General features: G+C 67.0%; 22 protein-coding genes and 1 tRNA gene. 10 read left to right on the top strand and 13 right to left on the bottom strand.

All coding sequences use genetic code 11. The annotated features are described in order from the left end of the window. Window positions 1–66 precede the first annotated feature (66 nt). Both MKK84_RS12480 and MKK84_RS12475 read right to left on the bottom strand, forming a co-directional pair. Complete coding sequence (locus MKK84_RS12480) at window positions 67–474, bottom strand: thioredoxin family protein (protein WP_243920133.1); 408 nt, start codon at window positions 472–474, stop codon at window positions 67–69. Window positions 475–601: 127 nt separating this feature from the next. After that, a complete protein-coding gene (locus MKK84_RS12475; RefSeq protein ID WP_243920131.1) occupies window positions 602–895 on the bottom strand; it encodes a hypothetical protein in 294 nt (97 codons plus the stop codon). Between the two features lie 262 nt (window positions 896–1157). On the opposite strand from MKK84_RS12475, the gene MKK84_RS12470 reads away from it, so the two are divergent. Then, window positions 1158–1817, top strand: coding sequence for a TetR/AcrR family transcriptional regulator (locus MKK84_RS12470; protein WP_243920130.1), 660 nt, complete (start codon window positions 1158–1160; stop codon window positions 1815–1817). Between the two features lie 57 nt (window positions 1818–1874). Then, window positions 1875–2339: a DUF2852 domain-containing protein gene (locus tag MKK84_RS12465; protein WP_243920129.1), complete on the top strand. Its 465-nt coding sequence runs from the start codon at window positions 1875–1877 to the stop codon at window positions 2337–2339. 90 nt (window positions 2340–2429) lie between these two features. Here the strand turns inward: MKK84_RS12465 and MKK84_RS12460 are convergent, their stop codons facing one another. Beyond that, window positions 2430–4121: a methyl-accepting chemotaxis protein gene (locus MKK84_RS12460; protein WP_243920128.1), complete on the bottom strand. Its 1692-nt coding sequence runs from the start codon at window positions 4119–4121 to the stop codon at window positions 2430–2432. A 592-nt stretch (window positions 4122–4713) separates the two neighbouring features. On the opposite strand from MKK84_RS12460, the gene upp reads away from it, so the two are divergent. The 5 genes from upp (at window position 4714) to MKK84_RS12435 (ending at window position 9053) form a co-directional block, all read left to right on the top strand. After that, window positions 4714–5349: a uracil phosphoribosyltransferase gene (gene upp / locus MKK84_RS12455; protein WP_243920127.1), complete on the top strand. Its 636-nt coding sequence runs from the start codon at window positions 4714–4716 to the stop codon at window positions 5347–5349. Between the two features lie 182 nt (window positions 5350–5531). Beyond that, window positions 5532–6155: a DUF938 domain-containing protein gene (locus MKK84_RS12450; RefSeq protein WP_243920126.1), complete on the top strand. Its 624-nt coding sequence runs from the start codon at window positions 5532–5534 to the stop codon at window positions 6153–6155. 119 nt (window positions 6156–6274) lie between these two features. Next, window positions 6275–7516 (top strand): ABC transporter substrate-binding protein, encoded by a 1242-nt coding sequence (locus MKK84_RS12445; RefSeq protein ID WP_243920125.1) that lies wholly within the window; start codon window positions 6275–6277, stop codon window positions 7514–7516. A gap of 107 nt (window positions 7517–7623) precedes the next feature. Further along, window positions 7624–8637 carry an NAD(P)H-quinone oxidoreductase gene (locus MKK84_RS12440; RefSeq protein WP_243920124.1) on the top strand — a complete coding sequence of 338 codons (1014 nt, stop codon included), beginning with the start codon at window positions 7624–7626 and terminating at the stop codon, window positions 8635–8637. Between the two features lie 113 nt (window positions 8638–8750). Further along, window positions 8751–9053, top strand: coding sequence for a hypothetical protein (locus MKK84_RS12435; protein WP_243920122.1), 303 nt, complete (start codon window positions 8751–8753; stop codon window positions 9051–9053). A gap of 40 nt (window positions 9054–9093) precedes the next feature. On the opposite strand, the gene MKK84_RS12430 is transcribed toward MKK84_RS12435, so the two are convergent. The 10 genes from MKK84_RS12430 to MKK84_RS12385 all read right to left on the bottom strand — a co-directional run bounded on the left by MKK84_RS12430 (window position 9094) and on the right by MKK84_RS12385 (window position 18536). Beyond that, window positions 9094–9975: a 3-hydroxybutyryl-CoA dehydrogenase gene (locus tag MKK84_RS12430; RefSeq protein WP_243920120.1), complete on the bottom strand. Its 882-nt coding sequence runs from the start codon at window positions 9973–9975 to the stop codon at window positions 9094–9096. 186 nt (window positions 9976–10161) lie between these two features. Beyond that, entirely contained in the window at window positions 10162–11115 is a 954-nt protein-coding gene (locus MKK84_RS12425; protein ID WP_243920119.1) for an electron transfer flavoprotein subunit alpha/FixB family protein, read from the bottom strand. Window positions 11116–11182: 67 nt separating this feature from the next. Then, entirely contained in the window at window positions 11183–11932 is a 750-nt protein-coding gene (locus MKK84_RS12420) for an electron transfer flavoprotein subunit beta/FixA family protein (RefSeq protein WP_243920118.1), read from the bottom strand. A 168-nt stretch (window positions 11933–12100) separates the two neighbouring features. After that, complete coding sequence (locus MKK84_RS12415; RefSeq protein ID WP_243920117.1) at window positions 12101–12673, bottom strand: cob(I)yrinic acid a,c-diamide adenosyltransferase; 573 nt, start codon at window positions 12671–12673, stop codon at window positions 12101–12103. 13 nt (window positions 12674–12686) lie between these two features. Then, a complete protein-coding gene (locus MKK84_RS12410) occupies window positions 12687–13316 on the bottom strand; it encodes an acyloxyacyl hydrolase (protein WP_243920116.1) in 630 nt (209 codons plus the stop codon). A gap of 139 nt (window positions 13317–13455) precedes the next feature. Then, window positions 13456–13641, bottom strand: a complete 186-nt coding sequence (locus tag MKK84_RS12405; RefSeq protein WP_243920115.1) for a twin transmembrane helix small protein — start codon at window positions 13639–13641, stop codon at window positions 13456–13458. A 69-nt stretch (window positions 13642–13710) separates the two neighbouring features. Then, entirely contained in the window at window positions 13711–16338 is a 2628-nt protein-coding gene (locus MKK84_RS12400) for a TIGR02302 family protein (protein WP_243920114.1), read from the bottom strand. A 114-nt stretch (window positions 16339–16452) separates the two neighbouring features. Beyond that, on the bottom strand, window positions 16453–17661 hold the full coding sequence (locus MKK84_RS12395) for a polyhydroxyalkanoate depolymerase (protein ID WP_243920113.1): 1209 nt from the start codon (window positions 17659–17661) through the stop codon (window positions 16453–16455). 273 nt (window positions 17662–17934) lie between these two features. Beyond that, window positions 17935–18174 carry a hypothetical protein gene (locus MKK84_RS12390; protein WP_243920112.1) on the bottom strand — a complete coding sequence of 80 codons (240 nt, stop codon included), beginning with the start codon at window positions 18172–18174 and terminating at the stop codon, window positions 17935–17937. A 152-nt stretch (window positions 18175–18326) separates the two neighbouring features. Next, window positions 18327–18536 carry a hypothetical protein gene (locus tag MKK84_RS12385; protein WP_243920167.1) on the bottom strand — a complete coding sequence of 70 codons (210 nt, stop codon included), beginning with the start codon at window positions 18534–18536 and terminating at the stop codon, window positions 18327–18329. Between the two features lie 300 nt (window positions 18537–18836). Between MKK84_RS12385 and MKK84_RS12380 the strand changes: the two genes are divergently transcribed. The 3 genes from MKK84_RS12380 to MKK84_RS12370 all read left to right on the top strand — a co-directional run bounded on the left by MKK84_RS12380 (window position 18837) and on the right by MKK84_RS12370 (window position 19851). Further along, on the top strand, window positions 18837–19490 hold the full coding sequence (locus MKK84_RS12380) for a Maf-like protein (RefSeq protein WP_243920111.1): 654 nt from the start codon (window positions 18837–18839) through the stop codon (window positions 19488–19490). Then, entirely contained in the window at window positions 19487–19669 is a 183-nt protein-coding gene (locus MKK84_RS12375; protein WP_243920110.1) for a DNA gyrase inhibitor YacG, read from the top strand. The genes MKK84_RS12380 and MKK84_RS12375 overlap by 4 nt, the downstream gene beginning before the upstream one ends. A gap of 106 nt (window positions 19670–19775) precedes the next feature. After that, window positions 19776–19851: transfer RNA gene (locus MKK84_RS12370), tRNA-Phe, on the top strand. Window positions 19852–19995: the final 144 nt, after the last annotated feature.

Here is a 19995-nt window from a genome sequence, read left to right as displayed (position 1 = left end):
GGAGGCTGCCTGAACGAATGCAAAAGCGTATCGGTGTCGCGCAGACGCCGTCCGGGGGCTGCCCGATCAGAGCGTCTTCTCGATCAGCCCTTCGATCCATTCCGGCTGCGTCTCGCCGACGGACCGGCCAACCTCGGTCGCCCCCTTGTAGGCGATCAGCGTGCTCTGCATGCGCACATCCAACCGCTTCAGGAGCGGCTTCTGACTGTCGAAATCGATATCGAAGATCTGGAGGTCCTTGAAGCGCGGCTCCTGCGCCAGCTTGGCGAGAATCGGTCTCTGGGTTTTGCAGATCGGGCACCAGGGCGCGCTGACCTCGATGAGGATCGGCTTCCCGCTCTTCTGCGCCGCCTCGAAGGCGGTGTCGGAGAACGGCATGCTCTCACCGGCGGCCGCCGGATCGGAAGCGACGGCCAGGATCAATCCCAGCGCGGCAAGGCACGACAGGGCCATGGCGTGGCGGCGGGTCTTCATGGTTCGCCCCTCCCGGACGGTCCGATCCCCGTTGTTTCGGGGCATCGGCGTACTGTACGCGACCCGCCTCGAAAGGTTGCTCCACCCCACCGTGCTGACGACCCGAAAGTGCGCATGGCCGGTCACATCATCGGGATGAGCCGTTGCGGTCATCCGCGACCAGAGCGTCGATGTCGGCAGGGCCGACGGCCTCCATCGGGCATCGGATCCGCAGAGCCCGGGTTGGCGCCCCCGCGCGCATCACCAGAACGACCGTCTCCATGTCGGGGCAGCCGGGATCGGGGCAGCTGATCTCGTTCACCGCCAGGGCGTCGGCCTCACCGAGGTCGAGGGCGGCGATCAGTTCGCGCTTGAGCCTGGCCGCGATCTCGGCGCGTTCCGCTGAGCGCGCACGCCAAGCCTTGAGGCTGACAAAAGCCATGTGGGAGGCGTGTCCTCAGTCGCGCGAGCCCGGCGGCGGACGCCTGAGCACGCGACGTCGGCCGATCCATTCTAAGTGAGGGTGGAGCGCGGATCCGCGCTGGTCAAGCGCGACCGCGAAATCCTGAATCGCAACAAAGCGCGCGTTCAATGGTAATGCTGGACGGCGCCCCGCGAAATCCATCCGTCCCAGCGGTCTTCCGACTCGACAGCATCGCGGAAGGTCTGTGAGGTGCACACGAGCGCGCGAAGGATTTGGGATCTTGCGACCCTGGCGGGACGGACCGAACGACCGGCGGAATTACCACCACGGCAACCTGAAAGAGGCGCTTATCGAGGCAGCGCGCCGCTTCATCGCCGAGCGCGGAATCGGTGGCTTCACGCTGGTGGACGCCGCACGCCTCGTCGGTGTCACGCCGGCCGCCCTGTACAGGCACTTCCGTGGTCGCGAAGCCCTGCTGGAGGAACTGGCCGGGCGCGGCTTCGCCGAACTGGCCGCCCGGCTCGCCCGGGCGCTCACATCGCGCGGTACGCCGCTGGAGCGATTCACCCGCATGGGGGAGACCTACCTCGCCTTCGCCGAGGAGGAGCCGGCTTATTACGCCGCGATCTTCGAGACCCGCGGCCTGCCGACCGCCGAGCAGGATGACGGGTCCGGCGCAGGCACCCCCGTTGCCCGGCCGAGCCCATTCGATCTCCTGGTTGAAGCGCTTCAGGCGACGTTCGCCGATGGGTTCGGTGGCGTCGCACCCCGCTTCATCGCACTGGAGGTTTGGGCACTCGCCCACGGTCTCGCGACCCTCTCGGCTGCCGGGCATCTGCCGCGCGGCCCCGGCTTTCCCGACAAGTACGAGTTGCTCCGGGCCGGCGTTCTCGCCCTCGTCCATGGGGCAGCCCACGGACCCGCTTCCGGGCGGCCTTGAAAGCTGCGCCCGGCGCCCGCATGTTAACTCCGTTCACATGAACAGCGGAGCTTTGCCGTGACCTCTCAAACCTCCTCACCCTGGGCGACCGGCAAGCTAAGCCGCTCTGGCCCGTTCCCGCGTCGTTCCCTGGAGATCGGCGCGATCGTCGTCGGCTTCATCTATTGGTGGCCAGTCGGCCTCGCGTTGCTGGCCTGGAAGTTCACCGGCTATCCAGCCTTCGCCGAGATGCGCGATACGGCGCGACGGACCATGTCCGATTATGAGGGCGCGCGCCCGGTCTCCCGGTTCGCCCGGGCCTTCGAGGCCGCCAACCGTCGCAGCAGCACCGGCAATGCCGCCTTCGACGCCTATCGCCGGGAGGAACTCGACCGGCTGGAAGCGCAGCGGCGCGCCCTCGAAGAGGAGAGCCGCGCCTTTACGGCGTTCGTCGATGAACTGAAGCGGGCGAAGGACCGCGAGCAGTTCGACGCCTTCATGGCGAAGCGCGGGACCACCGGCGGCGAAGGCCAGACGGCCTGAACCCGCAATCCCGCTCCGCGGGTGCTAGAGCATGCGCCCGCGGAGCAGGATCGGACCGTGACCGCTACCGACACCCGGTAGCCGCCGACGTCAGGCGGCCCGCACGCTGGTGAGGAAGCGGCTGACCTCGGCGGTCAGGTGCTCGGACTGACGCGACAGTTCCGAGGCCGCGCCCAACACCTGAGTCGCCGCCCGACCCGTCTCCTCGGCGGCCTCGGCGACACCCACGATGTTGCTGGTCACCTCGCCGGTGCCCTGCGCCGCCTGCCCGACATTCCGCACGATCTCCTGCGTGGCCGTGCCCTGCTGCTCGACCGCCGCCGCGATCGTGGTGGCCACAGCGTTGAGCTCGCGGATGCGCGCCGTGATCGTGCCGATCGCGCCCACCGCCTGACCGGTCACGCCCTGGACCCGGCCGATCTGCTGGCCGATCTCCTCGGTGGCCTTGGCGGTCTGCTCGGCCAGCGCCTTGACCTCGGAGGCCACCACCGCGAAGCCACGGCCGGCGGCGCCAGCCCGCGCCGCCTCGATCGTGGCGTTCAGCGCGAGCAGGTTGGTCTGGCCGGCGATCGATGTGATCAGCCCGACCACGTCGCCGATCCGGGCCACGGCGGTGCTCAGCTCCTGCACCAGTGCGCCGGTCTGATCCGCCTCGTCGACGGCCGCCTGGGCGAGCCGTGAAGAGCCCTGAACCTGTCGGCCGATCTCCTGCACGGAGGAGCCTAGTTCCTCGGCCGCGGCCGCCACGGTGTTGACGTTGGCGCCGGCTTCCTCGGCGGCGGCAGCAACCGCGGTCGACTGGGCCGAGGTCTGGCCGGCCATGGCCGACATCGAGCCGGCGGTCGCTTGCAGTTCCGTGGCGGAGGCCGTGACTTGCCCGACGATGCCGCCGACCGCCCGTTCGAAGCTGTCGGCCATTTCGCGCATGCCGGCCTTTCGCTGCTCTTCCACCGCCGCGCGCGCCTGCACCGCTTCGGCCTCCAGGGCGTGGCTGCGGATCAGGTTGTCCTTGAACACCTGCACGGCTGACGCCATCGCGCCGATTTCGTCGTGGCGGCCGATATGCGGCACCGCCGTACTGGTTTCGCCGTCCGCGAGCTTCGACATCGCCGCGGTCATGCGCTGGATCGGCCGCGAGATGTATAGGTGGCCGAAAATGGCTGCGCCCAGGGCCGAGGCGAGCGCAAGCCCGATCCCGGTCATCGCCGTGATGGATGCCGAGTTCGCGCCCGCCATCGCGTCATTCGCGTCCCGCCCGGCCATCTCCTCGTCATGTGCGACGAGACGCGTAAGGGTCTTTCGGGCGTCGTCGTAGAGGGCGACGACATCGGCTTTGACCAGCAGCGCCATGGCGTCTTGGGTTTGTCCGGCCGCTACGAGGCGGCGCGCATCACCATCCACCCCCTCGAACTTGCTCCAGGCCGCCGCGAAGGCGTCGTAGAACGTGCGCTCGTCGGGGGTGGTGATCAGGGACTCATAGACGTTGCGCGCCTCGCGCAGGCGCGCATGCGTGGCTGCGAGGTTAGCCTCATTCTCAGTGCGCTTATCCGGCGTGTTCGACAGCAGGATCAGGCGGTATTGCTTGATCCGCACTTCGGAAACCGCGATCTCGATCGTACTGATCTTCTCGACGGAGGGAAGCCAGTTGATCGCCAGTGCCGTCGTGGATCGGCGTACCGCGGCCGCATTACGGAGCGACAGCCCGCCCTGTCCTGTCGAGATCAGCGCGAGCACACCGAACAGGATCGTCAGAGTCGCTTTGATGGAGAGATTGAGCTGCATGGCGCGTTCGGTTCTGCCTGCTTCAGGGGTGCTGGTCGGAAGAAAAAAATGCGAAGCCCGACTTAGGCCTGCCTGCGCGAACAGCAAGCCGAGGACATCGTTGCGGCGAAGAATGAAATTCTGATAATTATGCAATATTGCATTACTATATAGTAATAAGATCAGTATTATCCGATACTGCCTGTCTCATAAGTTAGAATTAAATTGATATAGACGTTCGAGTGAGCGACTAGAATTTTCTTCAAACGATTAAAAATTTGAACCTCCCATGCCTGCGGGATAAAAGATCCAATTTTGCCCTGACATGCTATTTTTCTGCCCCGCAAAAGGCTAAGCCAGGGTATTAATATTTGCACAACCATCAGGATCTCTCCAAGTGAGAGGCGAATGTTTTTAATCTGCCCATGATAGGGCTCGACGCTGTCCCGTAGTTGCGCCTTGCGCGATCGGAGCCTTCAGGTCCGAGAGAAAAGTCGCCCTTGGACGGACAGACGCCCCAGGTCGAAGCGGCGCGCCGAGTCGCCCAGTCTTCCAAGTTGCACCCCCGCCCGGGGTCCTGCATGTCTCGGTGGACGAGGCTGAGGGGAGGGCTATGCCGATGGGCCGGGTCACCGTGGTGGATCACCCACTCGTGCAGCACAAGCTTACGTACCTGCGCGACAAGAACCGCTCGACCAAGGGCTTTCGCCAGATCCTGAATGAGATCGGCATGCTCCTCGCCTACGAAGTCACGCGCGACCTGCCGCTGGAAGCCGTGACGATCGAGACACCGTTGCAGCCGATGGAGGGCCGCCAGATCCAGGGCAAGAAGCTGGTCCTGGCGCCGATCCTGCGCGCGGGGGTCGGGTTTCTGGATGGGATGCTATCGCTGGTTCCCTCGGCCAGGGTCGCGCATGTCGGTCTCTACCGGGACCCGGATACCCTCCAGGCGGTCGAGTATTACTTCAAAGCGCCGTCGGACCTCGCCGACCGGACGGTGCTCGTCCTCGATCCGATGCTGGCAACCGCCAATTCGGCGATCGCAGCGCTGGATCTGCTGAAGGCCCGTGGCGCGTCCGATCTGCGTTTCGTCTGTCTCCTGGCCGCTCCGGAGGGGCTGGCCAAGTTCCAGGAGGCTCATCCCGACGTGCCGGTCTGGACCGCAGCGATCGACAGCCACCTGAACGATCACGGCTACATCGTTCCGGGTCTCGGCGACGCCGGCGATCGGATGTACGGCACCCGGTAACCGGTGAAGCCCCCGCGGGCCGGTCCGCGCGATCATTTCGATCACGATCGCATCCGGCCGGGTTGGGTCCCGGTCGCGGCGCATCGGGGTGACGTGAGTTTCGAGACCATCGCGGTTCAGCCTTTCGCGGGCGGCCTGCGGTTGAAGTCCGTGCGTTATCGGCGATTCTGGAGATGGTGATCATGCTGGATTGGGAGGTCGATCGGGATGCCCTCACGGCGCCCGCCGTCGCGCGCAATCGTGACGCGATCCTCGCGGTCCTGCGGCGGGTGCTTCCGGCGGATGGGTCCGTTCTCGAGATCGCCAGCGGATCCGGTGAGCACGCGATCCACATCGCTGCGGCGCTGCCCGGCCTGACCTGGCTTCCGAGCGATCCCGAGCCCGAAGCGCGGCGCAGCATCGCGGCTCATACCCGCTTGGCCGGGCTCACCAATATCCGGCCGCCGCTCGCGCTCGACGCGCATGCGAGCGCCTGGCCGACCGGCCGTGTCGACGCGGTCGTCTGCATCAACATGATCCATATCGCCCCATGGTCCGCAACGGAGGGGCTGATGGCCGGGGCCGCCCGCGTCCTGACCGGGACCGGGCTCCTGTTCCTCTACGGACCGTTCCGCGAGGACGGGCAGCACAGCGCGGAAAGCAACGCTGCCTTCGACGTGTCCTTGCGCGCCCGGGATCCGGAATGGGGTGTCCGCGATCTTGAGGCCGTGGCCGCTTTGGCGGCGCGGCATGGGTTCGTGTTGGCTGAGCGCGTGGCCATGCCGGCCAACAACACAAGCCTGATCTTCCGCCGCGCGGAAAGCTGACGCGCTCTTCGTCATGCATTCGCAAATGTGTACATTGAATTCAGGCCAATGGGTGTTGCACACTCCTGCCCCGAACCCGATGCGGCGGCAAAAGCCGCACGGGCCGCAGGAGGAAGCCCATGCCGATGGAACGCAGTGTTTCGAACCGGGCCCTGGCCCTGCTCGCAGTGGCCGGACTGGTGGGTGCGGGGCCGGCGCGGGCCGCCGACCCGATCAGAATCGGCGTGATCGCCGAGGCACAGTCGGTGGTCGGGGCCTCGATCCCGCAGGCGGTGCAACTCGCCGCCGATGAGATCAACGCCAAGGGCGGCGTCGATGGCCGCCAGATCCAGGTCGTCACCTACGACGATAAGAGTTCCGCCTCCGATGCGGTCCGCGCCTTCCAGCGAGCCGTGTCCGAGGACAAGGTCAATCTCGTTATCGCCAGCTACATCTCCGAAGTTGTGCTGGCGCTGATGCCCTGGGCGGCCCGGCTCAAGACGCCCATGATCACGCCGGGCGCGGCCTCCAACGAGATCAGCCTCGCCGTCCACAAGGATTACGCCCGCAACAAGTATACCTTCCACGGCTACCTGACCTCGGCGGCGCTGGCGCAGTCGATCTGCGACTCGACCAAGGACATGCTGATCGACCTGATGAAGGTTAAGACCGCCGCGATCATGAGCGAGGACGCGGCCTGGACCCGCCCGCTCGACGTCGCCTACGAGAAGTGCCTACCCGAGATCGGCGTGAAGGTGGTCGATCACATCCGCTTCTCGCCGGACACCGGCGATTTCACGCCGATCTACAACAAGATCGAGGCGGCAAAGCCGGATCTGATCGTCACCGGCATCTCGCATGTCGGCGTGCAGCCGACCGTGCAGTGGCAGAACCAGCAGGTGCCGCTCGCCATGACCGGCATGAACTCGCAGGCGACCTCCTCGACCTTCTGGTCGAACACCAACGGTGCGACGCAAGGGGTGATCTTCCAGAGCATCGCGGTGCCGGGTGCCGCGATCACCGGAAAGTCGCTCGCCTTCAGCGAGGCGTTCAAGAAGCGGTTCAACAGCGACCCGTCCTACGCGGGCTACATGGCCTACGATCAGGTCTACTACGCCGCCGACGCCGTGAAGCGTGCCGGTTCCACGGAGGCCGACAAGCTGGTCGACGCCCTGGAGAAGACCGATTGGGAAGGGACGGTCGGGCGCACGCAGTTCTACGGCAAGGACGATCCCTTCACGCACTCGATCAAGTACGGGCAGGGTTTCGTGACCGGGTTGATGGCGCAGTGGCAGGACGGCAAGCAGGTCGCGGTCTGGCCGAGGAGCCTGGCCCAGGATCAGATCGTGCTCCCGCCCGCCGTGAAAGCCGCGGCCCGTTAGGCAGCCGCCGCCAAAGGCCGCGCTTGCCAAGCGCGGTGGTTGCCGCAATCAAGACGGACCGCGCCCAAAAGGCGCGGCCCGGAAGCGCATGCGTTGAGGACGCCTTGATGGCCAGCACTGCCCTGCCCGACACCATGCGCCAGATCCGCTTCACGGGTGCGGGTGGCCCGGAGGTGATCGCGGTCGAGACCGTGTCGCTGCCGTCGCCAGGACCGGGTCAGGTGCTGATCGAAGTCGTCGCTGCGGGCGTGAACCGCCCCGACATGATGCAGCGGGCGGGTTTGTATCCGCCGCCGCCCGGAGCGACCGAGGTCCCGGGCCTGGAGATTGCCGGTCGGGTCGCAGAGCTCGGCGCAGGTGTCGAGACCCTGTCGGTCGGCGACGAGGTATGTGCCCTCGTGATCAGCGGCGGCTACGCCGAATTCGCGGTGGCCGAGGCCAGCCATTGCCTGCCGCGTCCGCAGGCCGTCTCGCTCGTGGATGCCGGCGGCCTGCCTGAGACGTTCTTCACCGTCTATTCGAACGTGGTCCAGCGCGGTCGGCTCGCCCCGGGTGAGAGCTTCCTCGTCCACGGCGGGTCGAGCGGCATCGGCGCCACCGCGATCCAGATCGCCAAGCATGTCGGCGCGCGGGTATTCGCCACCGCGGGCTCGGCCGAGAAGTGCCGGTTCTGTGAGGACCTCGGCGCCGAGGCGGCGATCGACTACAAGCAAGCGGATTTCGCCGAGGAGGTGAAACGCCTCACCGACAGCCGCGGGGTCGATGTCATCCTCGACATGATCGGCGCGAGCTATCTTCCCCGGAACCTGAAATCCCTGGCGCCGGATGGGCGGCTGGTGATGATCGCCCTCATGGGCGGCTACAAGGTCGATGGGCTGAACATCACGCCGATCATGCGCAACCGCCTGACCTTCACCGGCTCGACGCTACGCCCCCGCCCGAAGGCCGATAAGGCTGCGATCGCCGAGGGCCTGCGTCGGGATGTCTGGCCCGAACTCGATGCCGGCCGCATCCGCACCGTCACGCACGCGACCTTCCCGTTGGAGAAGGCCCAGGAAGCGCACGCACTGATGGAATCGAGCGCGCATCTCGGCAAGATCCTGCTGACCACCGGCCGCTGACCGACCCCGCGGCAGGAACTTGCTTCACCGGGCCCGCGTTGGCCGCCGGTAACGGGATCGTGTCGCAGACCGCGCTGCCGCGTGTTGCGTCCCGCAGGCGAGGATGTGTGCAGATGGCCGAGAGATTGAACCCGCAGGACAGCCGTCAGGGCGAGCGCGGCAAGCCCGTGCTCTGGGTTCTGGTGGCGAGCCTCGTGCTCCTGGCCATCGCGACGGTGGGGCTGCTGACGTGGAACAGTGCGAATTCGCCGAAGGATTACGCCAGCCAGAGCCAGGATGCCTCGCGGAAAGAGGTAACGGGCTCGGTCAACGGTCAGTCCGGGGCAGCGTCGTCCTCGAACAGCACCGCGGTGCCGGGCGGCAACCCGTCCTATCCGCAGCCGGCCCAGCCCGGCGCGAATGGCGCAGCGAAGTAAGGAATGACGGGGCGGCCGCGCGGCCGCCCCTCAAGCTCGATCAGCGTGTCGGGACCGGGGTCGGTCCGCGGTAATCGTAGAAGCCGCGCTTCGCCTTCCGGCCGAGCCAGCCGGCCTCGACATATTTCACGAGCAGCGGGCAGGGGCGGTACTTCGAATCCGCCAGCCCCTCGTAGAGCACCTGCATCACCGAGAGGCAGGTATCCAGGCCAATGAAGTCGGCGAGCTGGAGCGGGCCCATCGGATGGTTCGCGCCGAGCCGCATCGCCGTATCGATCGACTCAACCGAGCCGACACCCTCATAAAGCGTGTAGATCGCCTCGTTGATCATCGGCAGCAGGATGCGGTTGACGATGAACGCCGGAAAATCCTCCGACATCGTCGAAGTCTTACCCAGCTTGGCGATGAACGCCTTGGAGGTCTCGTAGGTCGCGTCCTCGGTGGCGATGCCGCGGATCAGCTCGACGAGCTGCATCACCGGCACCGGGTTCATGAAGTGGATGCCGATGAACCGCTCCGGCCGATCCGTCGCGGCGGCGAGCCGGGTGATCGAAATCGACGACGTGTTGGTGGCGACCAGCGTCTCCGGCTTGAGCGACGGGCACAGGGACGTGAAGATCTCACGCTTCGTGGCCTCGTTCTCGGTCGCAGCCTCGATCACGAGGTCGCAGGGGCCCAGCGCGTCGAAGTCCCGCGCCGGATTGATGCGCGACCGGGCCTCGCGGCTATCCTCGTCGGTGATGGTGCCCTTGGAGACGAGGCGGCCCAGGTTGCCCTCGATCAGGCTCAAGCCATTCTCCAGGCGGACCGGATCGCGGTCGTTGAGCAGGACGTCGAGACCGGCCGAAGCGCAGACCTGCGCGATGCCGCTGCCCATCTGGCCCGCGCCGATGATGCCGACCCGCTTGATCTCCATGCCCATTGACCGACCTGTGCCCCTGATGCCGTTGCCGCTGCACGGCCGCCGGACCCGACGGACTGCGCGAAGACGACGGCCTGCACTCACGCCGTCGCCGCCTTCTAGACCAATCACCGATGCCGAAGGAACCCGCGGGCGCGCGTGGGCCTGGAAATACCCGCGCGCGCGACCGGCAAGTAATCCGGCCGGTTACTGGCCCTTCGCCTTGCCGAGCTCCGATTGCAGCTCCGGAACGACCTGAAACAGGTCACCGACGAGGCCGTAATCCGCAACCTGGAAGATCGGTGCGTCCTCGTCCTTGTTGATGGCGACGATGACCTTCGAGTCCTTCATGCCGGCAAGATGCTGGATCGCGCCGGAGATGCCGACCGCCACGTAGAGATCGGGCGCCACCACCTTGCCGGTCTGGCCGACCTGCCAGTCGTTCGGCGCGTAGCCCGCGTCCACTGCCGCGCGGGAGGCGCCCACAGCGGCGCCGAGCGTATCGGCGAGCGGCTCGATCAGCTCGTGGAACTTGTCCGAGGAGCCAAGCGACCGGCCGCCAGAGACGATGATCCGTGCCGCAGCCAGTTCCGGCCGGTCGGACTTGGCGATCTCCTCGCCCTTGAAGCTCGAACCGGCGGCCTCGGGCGTGGAGGCGGAGACCGGCTCGACCGCGGCCGAGGAACCGCCCTCGCCGGCGGCCTTGAAGGCTGCGGTCCGCACGGTGATGACCCGCTTGCCGGCCGCCGTCTGGACGGTCTGGATCGCGTTGCCGGCGTAGATCGGCCGCTCGAACGTGTCGGGCGCGACGACCTTGATGATGTCGGAGACCTGCGCCACGTCGAGCAGGGCGGCGACGCGCGGCAGCACGTTCTTGCCCGTGGTCGAGGCCGAGGCGATGATCGTGTCGTAGGGCTCGGCAATCGACGCGATCAGCGCCGAGACCGGCTCGGCCAGATCATGGTCGTAGGCGGCGTCCTCGGCGACCAGCACCTTGTCGACCCCGTCGAGCTTGGCCGCCGCATCGGCGACCGACTTGGATCCGGCGCCGAGCACGAGGGCGTGGATCGGCGCCCCGATATCCTTGGCGGCGGTCAACGCCTTGAGCGTCCCGTCCTTGATCTGGCCGTTGCCGTGCTCGACGAAGAGGAGTGTCGTCATGGTCGTCTCGAATCCCCGAATGTGGTGATGCGAGGCTCGACCCCGGACGGGGAGCCTCGCCCGCAGATCAGATCACGCCGGCTTCGACCTTGAGCTTCTGGACCAGCTCGGCCGCAGAACCCACCTTCACGCCGGCCGAGCGCCCCGGAGGCTCCGCGGTCTTGAGGACCTTGAGCTTCGGGGTGACGTCGACGCCCAGAGCGTCGGGTGCCAGCTCTTCGAGCGGCTTCTTCTTGGCCTTCATGATGTTGGGCAAGCTCGCATAGCGCGGCTCGTTGAGGCGCAGGTCGGTCGTGACGATCGCCGGCAGCTGCAGCGCCACCGTCTGCAGGCCGCCATCGACCTCGCGGGTGACGTCGAGGCTGCCCTCGCCGACCTCGACCTTGAAGGCGAAGGTTCCCTGCGGCCAGCCGAGCAGCGCGCCGAGCATCTGGCCGGTCTGGTTCGAATCGTCGTCGATCGCCTGCTTGCCCAGGATGACAAGCTGCGGGCCTTCCTTGTCGACCACGGCCTTCAGGAGCTTGGCCACCGCCAGCGGCTCGCAATTGACATCGGTCTTGATCAGGATCGCCCGGTCGGCGCCCATGGCCAGCGCGGTGCGGAGCGTCTCCTGCGCCTGCTGCGGGCCGATCGAGACGGCGACGATCTCGGTGACCTTGCCCTTCTCCTTCAGCCGGATCGCCTCCTCGACGGCGATCTCGTCGAAGGGATTCATCGACATCTTGACGTTGGCGAGCTCGACCCCGGAGCCATCGGCCTTCACGCGGATCTTGACGTTGTAGTCCACAACCCGCTTGACGGGCACCAGCACCTTCATGGCGGTTACGATCCTTCCCAGGAGGATTCTTATCATCGTGCAGGCCGGTCCCGTCGGCGCCACGGAGGCGCCGTCGCGGGGGGCGTGCAGGGCGGCCGGACCGTAGCGGCCACATTTCCGCCTTGTCAACGCGGCGCAGTGGAGGCTGCGGGAAATGGGTTCGGCGACTCAGCGGTTGGCGCCGGGCACCCAGAGCACGTCGTCGGCGCCGTCGGCATTGGCTGCGCGGCCGGCCACGAACAGAAAATCCGACAGGCGGTTGAGATAACGCAGCGCCTCCGGCGAGACGATTTCGTTCTCGTCCGCAGCGAGCGCGACCGCCAGACGCTCGGCTCGGCGGCAGACCGTGCGGGCGAGGTGCAGGGCGGCAGAGGCCGGCGAGCCGCCGGGCAGCACGAAGGATTTGAGCGGCGGGATCGCGGCGTTCACGGCGTCGATGTCGCGCTCGAGCCGCTCGACCTGGCTGGCCACGATCCGCAGCGGTTCGTAGGGCAGGGGCTCCGGGCTCGGCGGTGTCGCGAGATCCGCGCCGAGATCGAACAGATCGTTCTGGATCGCGCCGAGCATCCCATCGAGCGCGCCCGTCGTGTGCAGGCGAACGAGGCCGAGACAGGCATTGGTCTCGTCGACGGTCCCGTAGGTCTCGACCCGCAGATCCGCCTTCGAGCGCCGCTGCCCGTCCGCCAGAGCGGTCGTACCGTTATCGCCGGTGCGCGTATAAATCTTGTTGAGCTTGACCACGCAGCGGGACGCCTCAGAAGGTGTAGCCGATCTTGCCGCCGAAATTGGTCAAACCGCGGTTGTTCGCACAGAGGCCCGCGTTCGACATATGCTCGACGGTGGCCATGATGCTCCAATGCTCGGTCAGACGGAAGCCCAAGGCCGCGGCTTCGCGGAACATCGGCGAGCACCCGAGGGTGTTGAAGCCGTAGGGGGTCAGCGCTTTCGGGCCGGTATAACCGTTATGGGCAACGCCACCGAAGAACCCGTCCAGGAAGACGCGACGGTTGAAGGTCTCCGGGAAGATCTCGAGGGTCCAGGTCGCGCCGAGATAAGCGTAGCTCGTCCGGCCGCCGGTGTTGTAGCTGCCGCCCACCGTGGGCCGCGGCACGAAGGCCTGCCAGAACGGATCCGCGCTGATCACCGGCTTCGCGAACAGGATATCGCCGTTGACATTCCCCTTGCTGAAACCGGGCAGCTTGCCCTCGGCGCTGCCCGGATCCTGCACCGAACCACCGATGCGGACCTCGGAGACGATGCTGAGCGGCTGGGCCGGCGGCGCGTAGTAGGTCGCCGGGGCAGGCGGCAGATCCGCAGCCGAGACGGGCAGGATCGCCGCGGCGGAGATCAGGCCCATGAGACAGGTGCGGAAAGGGGCGGTCATAGACACTCGGCCGAAGCGACGTGACGGTTCGATACTACCGAGCGTAGCACGGCCTCCTCACGCCCAGGCCGCCAATTCATCCCCCCGCGCCGCGAAAGACCACGGGTGCGGCAGGCCGGTCACACCGGCGCTGCCGGGCTCAGGCCGAGCGCCACCAGACCACGCCCATGATGATCACGATGGCGACGAACTGCAGCAGGACGCGCAGACGCATCAATTTCTGCGATAGGTTTGCGCTGCCACCGCGCATCATGTTGGCGAGGCCGAAAAACAGCACGAAGACCACGGCCAGGCAGGCGAGAAGGACGAGGGTGTTGGACGACATGGCAGCGACGATCCGGGCCTGACGGGAACCGGCGCCCGGTTCCGCATCGCGGGTTGAGAAGAGAGAGGCTTAGTTGCGGCGGAGCAGGCGCTCGAAATAGTCGAGCTCCTCGCGTGGGCGTGTCGGATCGCCGAGCTTGCGCCGCAGCTCCTCCATGATGCGCCGGGCGCGCTGGACGGCGGATTCATCGGCCGTGGGTACGCGGACGCGTCCGTCGCTCATGTCGCGACCGCGGTTGGGGCGGCCGAGCGGGTCGTCGTCACGGGCGCCGGCCTGACCCTGTTGCCCCGGCTGCTGCCCGCCCTCCTGCTGGCCCTCACCCTGGCCTTGGCCCTGGCCCTCGGCCATCTCCTGCATCTGCTGCGCCATACCCTCGGCACCGCGCTTCAGACCGTCGAGAGCGCGACCCTGCGCATCCACCGCCTCGTCGGAATCGCCCTGCTTCAGGGCGTTCTCGGCCTCGCGCATGGCATTCTCGGCATCCGCCAGGCCCTGCTCGCCGCGCATGCCGTTCTCCTTCATGCGCTGCTCGAGCTGCTCGAGCCGCTGCCGAAGCGCCTGCTGCTGCTCGCCGGCGTCACCCTGCTGCCCCTGGCCCTTCTGACCCTGGCCTTTCTGCCCTTGCTGGCTCTGGCCCTGCTGGCCTTGCTGCTTCTGTCCCTGCTGGCCGCGCTGGCCCTGCTGCGGCTGGCCGCTCTTCGGCTGGCGCTGGCCGCCTTGCTGGTCCTGCCCGTCCTTGAAGGTCTGATCGCGCAGGCCTTGCTGCTCGCGCGCCATCGCGTCGAGATCGCGCATCTGCTTCTGCATCTCGCGCGACGTCTGATCGGACTGGCCACGTTCGGCGGTCTGGAGATTCTCAAGGATGTTGCGCAACTGGTCCATCAGGCGCTGCGCCTCGGCGGTGTCGCCGCGCTTCATCGCCTCGGCCATGTCGTGGATCATCTTGTCGAGATCCTCGGGCGTGACGCTTTTCGATTGCTGGTTGTTCTGTTGGCGCTCGCCGGACTTGTTCGGATCGCGACCCTGCTTCTGCGCCATTTCGGACAGGAACTTGTCGAGCGCCTGCTTCAGGTCCTGGGTGAGGCGCTTGACCTCGTCGTCGGGCGCATTGCGCTCGATCGCTTCCTTCAGCCGGTCCTGAGCCTGACGCAGTTGCTTCTCGGCGTCCGACAGGTCGCCATCCTCGATCTTCAGGGCCATTTCCCAGAGCAGGTCGGCGACGTCAACGAGGTCGGAATCCGCGCGGGCCCGGCGCAGGCGTGTCGTGGCCGTGCGCAGGCCGAGGTAGATCGCCGGCTGCGGCGTGAACATGTCGGGGGCAACCAACAGCGCGTCGAGCGCGGACTGAACCCAGAGCCTGTCCGTATCGGGCGCGGTCACGAGCCGACGCCGTTCTTCCGCCAGCGCGCGCGCCAGCGGATCGCGGAACGGGCGGGCCGGCAGCGTGATCTCGGTCTCGGTCGTGCGACCTTCCTGCCCGGCCTCGTCCTTGACGACGATCTGGTAGCGCACGCGGGCACCTGACCACGGATTGTCGGTCAGATCGACAAGTGTCTTGGTCTCGGTGTCGCCGGAGGCGTCGCTGGGCAGCGCGAGGCTGATGTTCGGGATCGGAACGAGGGAGCGGCCGGGTTTGACCGGTGCGATCACGGCCTCAGCCGAGCTAAGCCCGTAATCGTCCTTTGCGCGGTAGGTCAAATTGAAGGTCCCGCGCCCGTTCACCTCGGGGCCGCCGATGGCCGTCACCTCCGGCGGGCGATCGGGGATCGCGTCCACGGTCAAACGTTGCCGGCCGGCCGGCGTCACGATCGTCAGTTCCGCATTGCCGGCGATCCGGTAGCGCTCCTCGCGCAGGTCCGGACGCGGCTCCTGGCCGGGCACAGTCACGAGCCCGGCATTGGCCGTCAGCGTGGTGTTGGCCGCAGCCTTCCCCTGTCCGGCAATGCGCACGATGAGTTGGGCGTTGACCGGGGCCCGCAGGTGTTGGTCGCTGCCGTCCATGGCGATCAGCAGCGGCGGCATGCGGGTGTAGAGCGGCGGATCGATCCACCCGTCGACGCGGAAGTTCGGGCCGGGGGTCGCCGGCTCGTGCCAATCGAAGGCGGCACCGATCCGGTCGCGCCATTCAGGGCCGGCCACGAACAGGCTGGCGGCGGTCGCCACGATCAGGCCGGCGCGCAGTGCGAAGGGGTCGCGCCGGACCATGCCGGGCCGCGGCAGGCCAATGCGAAGCCCCGCCACATCCCGCGCCGCACGACGCTGATGCAAATCCCAGAGGGCCCGGCTGCCCGCGTCGGCGGCGCCGACGGCGAGGGAATCCTGCGCGGTCGAAGCCGGGCCGTGGCGGAGGGACGGATCGCGCAGCGCCGCTTCCCGGTCCAGCCGGGTCAGGGCCGAGCGCCGCTCGATCCGCCTGAGATGGATGAGGGGTTGAAGGGCGACGACAAGCAGGACAGCCAGGATACTCAGGCCGACCTGCCGCCCGAGCGGCGAGAGATCGAGCCACAGACCCGACCACGACACGATCAGGAACAGCAGCGCGACGGCGAGCCCGCGCCAGAGGATCGGCCAGACCTGCTCCCACAGGTCGGCGACGCGTGCCCGGGCGACCAAACGGTCGAGCTGCGTGGACGCCGTCGCGGTTTGCGGCGTCGAACCGATCTCGCCGCCGCTTTCGGATCCGTTGTTGCCGATCACGCCGATCGTTCCGCCTTGCGCCCGTGGCGCCGGGTGTGGTCCCGGCTCCGATCGTCCAAGGCTAACATGGTGGGCCGCGGCGGTCGGCGGGTCAAATCGGCGCGACGGTTCGGTTTAGTTGTGCGCCTGGATGAAGTTGCGCACCTGCGGGTAGATCTGCGTCTCCCAGCGCCGCCCGGCGAAGACCCCGTAATGGCCGACACCCGCCTGCAGGTGGTGGGTCCGCATGTACGGGGCGAGACCGGTGCAGAGGTCGTGGGCCGCCATGGTTTGGCCCACGGCGCAGATATCGTCCCGCTCGCCCTCGACGGTCATCAGGGCCGTCCGGCGGATGGATCGCAGATCGATCGGCTCGCCGCGATAGGTGACGGCATTGCGGGCCAGGGCATGATCCTGGAACACGGTCTTGACGGTCTCGATATAGAATTCGGCCGCGAGGTCGAGGACGGCGAAGTACTCGTCGTAGAACGTCTCGATCGCTTCGGCCTTTGCCTGCTCGCCATTGGCCATATGCCAGAACAGATCGGAATGGCCCTGGACGTGGCGTTTCGCGTTCATCGACATGAAGGCGGAGACCTGCATGAAGCCCGGATAGACCCGGCGACCGGCGCCCTTGTGCCGGTTCGGAACCGTCGCGATCAGGTTCTGCTCGAACCACGTGATCGGCTTCGAGTTGGCGAGCTCGTTGACGCCCGTCGGGTTGATCCGGCAGTCCACCGGGCCGGCCATGAGGGTCATGCTGCGCGGTGCAGCCGCGTCCTTGGCCTGCGCCATCGCGGCGGCGGCCACCAACGCCTGCACCGCGGGCTGGCAGACCGCCACCATGTGGGCGCCTTCACCGATCGTCTGCAGGAAGTGGACGAGGTGAGCGACGTAGTCGTCGAAGGCGAACGGGCCTTCCGACAGCGGAACGTCGCGGGCGTTGTGCCAGTCGGTGATGTAGACGTCGTGGTCCGGCAGCATGGTGCGCACGGTTGCCCGCAGCAGCGTCGCGAAGTGGCCGGACATTGGCGCCACCATCAGCACCTTGGGCTGCTCGGTGTGGATGTCCTTCTTGAAGTGCAGCAGGGTCGCGAACGGCGTCACCACCACGGCCTCCTCGGAGACCGGGACGCTCCGGTTGCCCACGTCCACGGCTGCGATGCCGTAGGGCGGCCGCGTGAAGGTCAGTCCGGCGCGCATCATCATCCGGGCGCCCGCCGACATCCACGTGATCGGCTCGCCGAGGCCGACCCAGGGCGACCACACGTCGTTGAGGAGTTTCCCCCACGACCGCGTCTGGGCCGCGATGTCGGTCTGCAGGTCGAACGCTTCGTACAGCATCAGGCAGGCACTCGCTGAGCCCTGCCCGGCACGCGGGCTAACGGGTCGACAATGGAGGCGGATGCCAGATTAGAATTGCATCAGCTTGGCCGTGCAGAATGGTCGCCCTCCCGAGGGTCGGCAACCGTCCAGAGGTCCAGGGTCGCGAAGAAGACTACCGACGTGACTTTGGTGCATCATCCGGGTTTCTGAGACGCCCTCGACGTGGTCAACACGCGACCGTCGGAAATCCGTGCGCCGTCGATGCCGTAAAGTCCTCACCGATCCCTGCGATCAGGATGCTCGGCGGATGGCCACGTCGATCGCCGTCCGCCGGTGCTCGCAGGCGATCTTGAGATAGCGATCGCCGCCCCCGGGCAACCCGGCCTGCGCGGCCATGGTTTGCGCGTGCATCAGGCACTCCATCGGGGTGTGGGCCGGCGCGATGATGACGTCGAGCGCGGTATCGCGGGAGCAGTCCTGGGCCAGCAGCGTGCCGGCGCAGACCAGAGCAACGGAGAGCAGTTCAGACATGACGGACCTCGGTTTCGAGTGATCGAAAGGTCCGCGGGGTGCTCTGGCGTGCGAGCCGCCGCGTTGTCGTTGCCTGGGTGTTTCCTCAATGATGTTGACCTGCGGTTGCAGGTCTCATGCCAGCTATCCAACGACCTACCACCGTCGAGGGGTCAGTCGCGTGCCGGCAACCAGCGTGTCTCGGGCTCATTGGCCGGCAGGAGGGCCGCGACGGCGTCGAGGTCGACAACATAGTGATCGGTGAGCATCCGCCACACTTGATCGGGCGAGGCCGCCTTCGGCCTGAAGCCTTCAAGGGCGCGGGCGACCCGCGCCTTGTTCAGCAGCTTCGGGCGCCGCAACAATGGATCGGCATTCAGCATCTGCGATAACTCCCACCCGATGAGCCCGATCATCTGCGATCGTGGTTAACGTTCGGTTACCCCTCGATCTGACATCTTGCTCTTAACTTGCAGGAGCATTGTTACGCCTGTGAATCTCGGATTTGGCGACTCGACAGAGCGGCGCCGGAGCATGGCGCTTCGTCGGACGTGCGAGGTCTGCGCTCTGGTTCACAAGGCAACACCCATCGCTTATCAGGCAGGGGAATGAGGCCGGACCGGCGGGGTAGGGCGCCGCGACCGGCCTGCGCCGCGCTCCGCCGGTCGTGCGAACGGAACATCATGGACGCCATACCAGACGCGATCGGCTCGGCGCAGCGACCGACGGCTCGGCTCGTGCTCGCCTCGGCCTCGCCGCGCCGCCTGGCGCTGCTCCAGCAGATCGGGATCGAGCCTGACGCCCTCCTGCCTGCCGACATCGACGAGACGCCGCGCCAGGCTGAACCGCCGCGCGACCTCGCCCGCCGTCTGGCGCGCACGAAGCTCGCCGCCGCGGAGGCTGCCCTGCATCTCGGCGACAAGACCGCGCCGACGTGGCTTCTGTCGGCCGACACGGTCGTGGCCGTGGGCCGGCGCGTGCTGCCCAAGGCCGAGGTCCCGGATGAGGCGGCGGATTGCCTGCGGCTCCTGTCGGGTCGCCAGCACCGCGTCTTCACGGCCGTCTGCCTGCTTTCGCCGCGGGGCCGCCGCGAGCGGATCGTCGAGACACGGGTTCGGTTCAAGCGCCTTTCGAGCCGGGATATCCAAGGCTATGTGGCCTCCGGCGAATGGCGGGGGAAGGCGGGCGGCTACGCGATCCAGGGGCTGGCCGGCGCCTTCGTGGTCAAGCTGATCGGATCCTACAGTTCGGTGGTCGGGCTGCCGCTCTACGAGACGCAGAGCCTGCTCGACGGCGAAGGCTATCCCGTCCGCGCCGGCTGGGGTGGCCTCGCATGAGCCGCGAGCGCCGCCCGGCCTGCCCGATCTGCCGCAAGCCCGCCGAGCCGGAGTACCAGCCCTTCTGCTCGCAGCGCTGTGCCGATGTCGATCTCGGCCGATGGCTCAATGAGCGCTACGCCATCCCCGAGGAAATCGACTCGGACCGGCCGCCACCCGATCCGGATCCGGAGGCGTGAAATTTTTACGCCGTTTCGATGCCGCCGGTATGACAGCATGACTGGACAGGCCGCGACGCACTGACTATACCCCGCGGCGTCCGAGGCCGGCACGGCCACGGGCGATGCCCAGGTAGCTCAGTTGGTAGAGCATGCGACTGAAAATCGCAGTGTCGGCGGTTCGACTCCGTCCCTGGGCACCATCCTCCCGCTATATTCGGGAGCGACGTTTCTACGTAAAGTCTCGACGACAAATATACGCATGCGACGAACGCGTTGATCCGCGGACGGCGTCGAGCGTTCGTTTGAACGACGTGACGCGTCCGATCTGCTAGCCACCTTTATTT

The sequence above is a fragment of the Methylobacterium sp. E-065 genome, assembly GCF_022829605.1.
GTDB lineage: Bacteria > Pseudomonadota > Alphaproteobacteria > Rhizobiales > Beijerinckiaceae > Methylobacterium.
Note: the sequence above shows the minus strand (reverse complement) of the source record. Positions and strands in the feature narration are given on the sequence as shown.